Raw genomic sequence first — 5,473 nt, forward strand, 5'->3', positions numbered from 1 at the left:
CCGTGCACGCTGCGGATGCGCACCAGCCGTTCGCGCGCCCGGTCGCGCATGCCGAAGAACTCGATGCCGTGGCTCGCCCGCTCCATCAGCGGCAGCACGTCGCGCAGGTCGGGGATCAGGTCGGTCGCGCGGCGCAGCGGCTCGTCGGAGAACTGCAGCACCACGTCGCGCAGCGGCACGCCCTCGGCCGGGATGTCGGTGGAGATCCAGTTGTGCGGCAGCCGCGGCCCGGTCAGCACCAGGTGCCCCGGCTCGAAATGCCCGATGTAGTCGCCGACGAACACCTTGCCGCGCGTCTCGATGATCAGGTGCAGCTCGTATTCCTCGTGGTAGTGCCAGCGCACCAGCGGGTTCGGCACGCCGTGCTCCAGGCAGCGCACGTAGCCGTAGGTGCCCTCGGGCTCGTAGCCGAGCTTGGTGTCGCGCACGAAGTCGTGCTCGAGTTCGGGGCTGCGGATCCGGTTCGTGTTCATGGCGGGCTCACAAGGCTCCTCGGCTAGCTCATCACGTTGCCGCCATCGACGTTCAGCGTCTGCGCGGTGATGTAGGCGGATTCTCCACTGGCCAGGAAGACCGCGGCGCCGGCGATGTCGTCCGGCACGCCCATGCGGCCCAGCGGCACCGCCTTGCCGACCGCGATCTTCTTCTCGCCCGGCTGCAGGTGCTCGTGGCGCGCGAAGAGGGCATCGACCTGCCCCCACATCGGCGTGTCGACCACGCCCGGCGCGATGCCGTTGACGCGGATGCCGTGCGGCGCCATCGCCAGAGCCGCCGACTGCGTGTAGCTGATCACCGCCGCCTTGCTCGCGCAGTAGTGCGACACCAGCGCCTCGCCGCGGCGCCCGGCCTGCGACGCGAGGTTGATGATGCTGCCGCGCACGCCGCCCGCGACCATGCGGCGCAGCACCGCCTGCATCGTGAAGAACATGCCCTTCACGTTGACGTCGAACAGGCGCTGGTACATCGCCTCGTCGGAGTCGAGCAGCGGTGCCAGGTCGAACACCGCAGCGTTGTTGAACAGCGTCGTGATCGGCCCCAGGCGTTCCTGCGCGCCGGCGACGAAGCGCGCGATGTCGTCGCTGCGTGCGACGTTGCCGCTCAGGTACTCGAAGCGCCCTGGGTGCTGGTCGACCAGCGCCTGCAGCTCGGGCGCCGGCGTGGCCGGCAGGTCGACGGCAGTGCAGCGCGCGCCCTCGCGCAGGAAGGCCCGCGTCACTGCCAGCCCGATGCCGCCGCCGGCACCGGTCAGCAAGGCGTGRCAATCGGCAAGGCGTTGCGCAGCGGGATAGTCAGCCATGGCCGTTCTCCTTCAGGAACTGTTTGACCTCAGCATGCGCCTGCTGCAACGCGGCCACCAGCCGCGCATCGCCGGCGAGCGGCCCCCACAGCACCGGATCGCGGCTGAACGCGGCCAGCGGATCCGCGCTCTCGAAGATCGCGTGCGCAGCCGCCACGTCCATGCCCTGGTCGTGGTAGGTGTAGCTCAGCTCGCCGCGGTGCCAGCGGCCGAGGAACTCGAAGAACAGCGCCGGCAGCTTCGYGACCGACGCGATCGATGCGCCGCGCGCGAGGCACTCGCGGAAGGTCGGCCACAGGAAGCCGGCGATCTTCGCGTAGCCGTCCATCGCGACGCGCTGGTTGGTGTCTTGCAGATAAGGATTGCTGAAGCGGTCGATCACCACGTCGCGGTACGCGGCGAGGTCGAGCGGATACGGCTTCTGCGACGCTTCCAGCGAGGGGATCACGTCGTTCGTCACGTAGTCGAACGCCATCTTGCGGATCGCCGGGTGCGCCACGTCCTCGTGGATGTACTGGTAGCCGAGCAGCGTGCCGGCCCAGGCGAAGCAGCTGTGGCTCGCGTTCAGGATGCGGATCTTCGCCTCCTCGTACGGCAGCACCGAGGCCACCATCTCGGCACYGGCCTTCTCCCAGGCCGGTCGGCCGTTGATGAAGTGGTCCTCGATGACCCACTGGATGAAGCGCTCGCCCATCACCGGCGCACCGTCGTCGACGCCGGTCGCGGCCTTCACGCGCCCCGCGATGTCGGGCAGCGGGCGCGGCGTGATGCGGTCGACCATGTCGTTCGGCGAGCTGGTGTGCTGCGCGACCCAGGCGTGCAGCGCGGCCTGCTGGCGGCGCGCGAGGAAATCGAGGAAGCCGGCGCGGAAGCGCTCGCCGTTGCCGCGCAGGTTGTCGCAGTTCAGCAGCGTGACCGGGCCGGCGTTGCGCGTGCGGCGCGCGTCGAGGATCGCCGCCATCGCACCGTAGATCGTGCTGCGCGTGGTGCCGGCGAGGTCGCTCGCCAGGTCGGCGAAGCTGTCGTCGAGCCGGTTCTGGTCGTCGAGGTAGTAGCCGGCCTCGGTGACGGTGAACGAGATGATGCGAGTCGCCGCATCGGCGCCGATCTCGATCAGCCCGGCCAGGTCGGGCGTGTACGGCACGATCCTGCGGATCGCGGTGATGCGCTCGTAGAAGCGCTCGCCGGCCGGCGTCACCGTCTCCAGCGTGTAGGCGCCGCCCTGCTTCTGCAGCGCGGCGATGGTGTCGGCCATGTCCGGGCGCAGGTTGCCGCCGGCGATCTGCCAGCGGGTGTCGCCCTGGTCGATCAGGTTCTGCAGGTAGACGGCCTGGTGCGCACGGTGGAACGAGCCGAGGCCGAGGTGGAGGATGGTCAGGGGAGTGGTCGTCGTCATGGAGAAGCTCGCATCGCTAGGCGGCCTGCTGCAGCGGGCGCAGCGTGCGCCCCTGGGCGTCGAAGAGGTGGAGGGCGGTCGCGTCGAAGCTGATGCCGACGCTGTCGCCCGGCTTGAGGGTGGTGCGCTCGCTCTGGCGCGAGACCAGCGGAACGCCTTCGCTGGTGTCGCCGATGCGGGTGTGGATCAGCGTGTCGGAGCCGAGCGATTCGATCAGCTCCACGCGGGCCGCGAGGCCGGTTCCGGCCGCACCGACGCGGACATATTCAGGCCGCACGCCCACCGCGCCGTCGGTGGGCAAGCGTGTGCCCGCCAGGCGCGTCAGCTCGGGCACGGCGGCGGTCTTCACGACGTTCATCTGCGGCGTGCCGATGAACTGCGCGACGAACTGGTTGGCCGGGTGGTCGTACAGGTCCAAGGGCGTGCCGACCTGCTCGATCAGCCCGTCGCGCAGCACCACCACGCGGTCGGCCAGCGTCATCGCCTCGACCTGGTCGTGCGTCACGTAGATGGTGGTCGCGCCGAGGTCGCGGTGCAGGCTCGCGATCTCGACGCGCGTCTGGCCGCGCAGCGCGGCGTCGAGGTTCGACAGCGGCTCGTCGAACAGGAACACCTTGGGCGCGCGCACGATGGCGCGGCCGATCGCCACGCGCTGGCGCTGTCCGCCCGACAGCTCCTTCGGCGTGCGCTGCAGGTACTGCGTGAGGTTCAGGATCTTCGCGGCGCGCTCCACCTTCTGCTGGCGCGTCGCCACGTCGACCTTGGCGAGCTTCAGCGCGAACGACATGTTGTCGAACACCGTCATGTGCGGGTACAGCGCGTACGACTGGAACACCATCGCGAGGTCGCGCTTGGCCGAGGGCACGTGGGTGATGTCGCGGCCATCGAGCTGGATCGAGCCCTGCGTGGTGGCCTCGAGCCCGGCGATCAGCCGCAGCAGCGTCGACTTGCCGCAGCCGGACGGTCCGACGAAGACGATGAACTCGCCCTTCTCGATCTGCAGGTCGATGCCCTTGATGGTGCGCACCGGCCCGAATTCCTTGACGATGCCCTTGAGTTCGAGGAATGACATGGGGTCTCCTTACTTGACGGCGCCGAAGGTCAGGCCTTGGACGAGTTGTTTCTGGCTGAACCAGCCGAACACGATGATGGGAGCGATGGCCAGCAGCGACGCGGCCGACAACTTGGCCCAGAACAGGCCCTCGGGGCTGGAGTACGACGCGATCAGCGCGGCCAGCGTGCCGGCGTGGGCCGAGGTCAGGTTCAGCGACCAGAAGGCCTCGTTCCACGCGAGCACCAGGCACAGCAGCCCGGTGGAGGCGATGCCGCCCATCGTCAGCGGCAGGATCACGTGGCGGAACTCGTCCCACACGGTCGCGCCGTCGAGCCGCACCGCCTCGAGGATGTCGTTGGGCACCTCCTTGAAGGCGCTGTAGAGCATCCACACCATGATCGGCAGGTTGGACAGCGTGAACACGATGATCAGCGCCGGCAGCGAATCCAGCATGCCGGTGGTCTGCGCCATCACGTACACCGGCACCAGCGCGCCGACCGCCGGCATCATCTTGGTCGACAGCATCCACATCAGGATGTCGCGCGTGCGCTTCGTGCGGAAGAAGGCCATCGAGTAGGCGGCCGGCGCGGCGATCATCAGGCCCAGGATCGTCGACACCAGGCTCGTGATCAGCGAGTTCTTGGCATACAGCAGGTAGTCGCTGCGCTCCTGCACCTCGGCGAAGCTCGACAGCGTGGGCGTGAAGAACAGCTGTGGCGGCACCGCGATCGCCTGCATCTCGGTCTTGAACGCGGTCAGGCCGAGCCACAGCAGCGGGAAGAACAGCAGCAGCGCGATCGCCCACGCGAAGAAGGTGCGGACGTACGGGAAGCCGTTGGGGTAGGTGGTGCTCATGGCTCAGTCCAGGTTCTTGCCGACCATGCGGATCAGGAAGACGGCGGCGATGTTGGCCAGCACCACCGCGAACAGCGCGCCGGCCGAGGCCACGCCGACGTCGAAGTTCATCAGCGCCTGCTTGAAGATCAGGAACGCGAGGTTGGTGCTCTCGTTGCCGGGGCCGCCGCCGGTGGTGGTGAAGATCTCGGCGAACACGCTCATCAGGAAGATCATCTCGATCATCACGACGACCGCGATCGAGCGGCCCAGGTGGGGCAGCGTCAGGTACCAGAACTGGTGCAGCGCGTTGGCGCCGTCCATGCGGGCCGCCTCCATCTGCTCGCGGTCGAGCGACTGCAGCGAAGTGATGAAGATCAGGCAGGCGAACGGCAGCCACTGCCACGACAGCATCAGGATCACCGAGAACAGCGGCAGGTCGGTCATCCAGTCGACCGGCGTCGCGCCGAAGAAGTGCCACACATGCGCGAGCACCCCATAGATCGGGTTCATCATCATGTGCTTCCACAGCAGCGCATTGACCGTGGGCATCACGAAGAACGGCGAGATCAGCAGCACGCGCACGATGCCCTGGCCGGGGAAGGGCTCGTTGACGAGCAGCGCGAGGCCGACGCCGAGCACGACGGTGATCACGATCACCGCGCCGAGCAGTTCCAGCGTCTGCAGCACCGCCGGCCAGAAGTCCGGGTCGGTGATGAAGTAGTGGAAGTTCTCGATGCCGACGAAGGTCTTGTCGCCGGGCTGCATCAGGTTGTAGTGCACCAGCGAGAACCAGATGGTCATCACCAGCGGGACGATCATCCACAGGAACAGCGTGGTGACCGCCGGCGCCATCAGCGCGCGGGGCAGGAATCGGCTCATGACATGGACC

Annotated in this window: 6 protein-coding genes; all 6 read right to left on the reverse strand. The window is 68.0% G+C overall.

The annotated features are described in order from the left end of the window. A partial coding sequence (locus AC1D01_RS18815; RefSeq protein ID WP_477868924.1) for a cupin domain-containing protein occupies nucleotides 1–473 on the reverse strand: 473 nt, incomplete at its 3' end. A gap of 23 nt (nucleotides 474–496) precedes the next feature. Then, nucleotides 497–1,297, reverse strand: coding sequence for an L-iditol 2-dehydrogenase (locus AC1D01_RS18820; protein WP_477868926.1), 801 nt, complete (start codon nucleotides 1,295–1,297; stop codon nucleotides 497–499). Beyond that, the gene (gene dalD / locus AC1D01_RS18825) at nucleotides 1,290–2,693 is read right to left on the reverse strand and encodes a D-arabinitol 4-dehydrogenase (RefSeq protein WP_477868928.1); all 1,404 of its coding nucleotides are present in this window, start codon (nucleotides 2,691–2,693) and stop codon (nucleotides 1,290–1,292) included. Before dalD ends, AC1D01_RS18820 begins: the two co-directional genes overlap by 8 nt. A gap of 16 nt (nucleotides 2,694–2,709) precedes the next feature. Further along, nucleotides 2,710–3,765, reverse strand: coding sequence for an ABC transporter ATP-binding protein (locus tag AC1D01_RS18830; protein WP_477868930.1), 1,056 nt, complete (start codon nucleotides 3,763–3,765; stop codon nucleotides 2,710–2,712). A 9-nt stretch (nucleotides 3,766–3,774) separates the two neighbouring features. Further along, the gene (locus AC1D01_RS18835; RefSeq protein ID WP_477868932.1) at nucleotides 3,775–4,602 is read right to left on the reverse strand and encodes a carbohydrate ABC transporter permease; all 828 of its coding nucleotides are present in this window, start codon (nucleotides 4,600–4,602) and stop codon (nucleotides 3,775–3,777) included. A 3-nt stretch (nucleotides 4,603–4,605) separates the two neighbouring features. After that, nucleotides 4,606–5,463 (reverse strand): carbohydrate ABC transporter permease, encoded by an 858-nt coding sequence (locus tag AC1D01_RS18840; RefSeq protein ID WP_047584944.1) that lies wholly within the window; start codon nucleotides 5,461–5,463, stop codon nucleotides 4,606–4,608. Nucleotides 5,464–5,473: the final 10 nt, after the last annotated feature.

Source organism: Rhizobacter sp. P3_B12 (assembly GCF_056402895.1).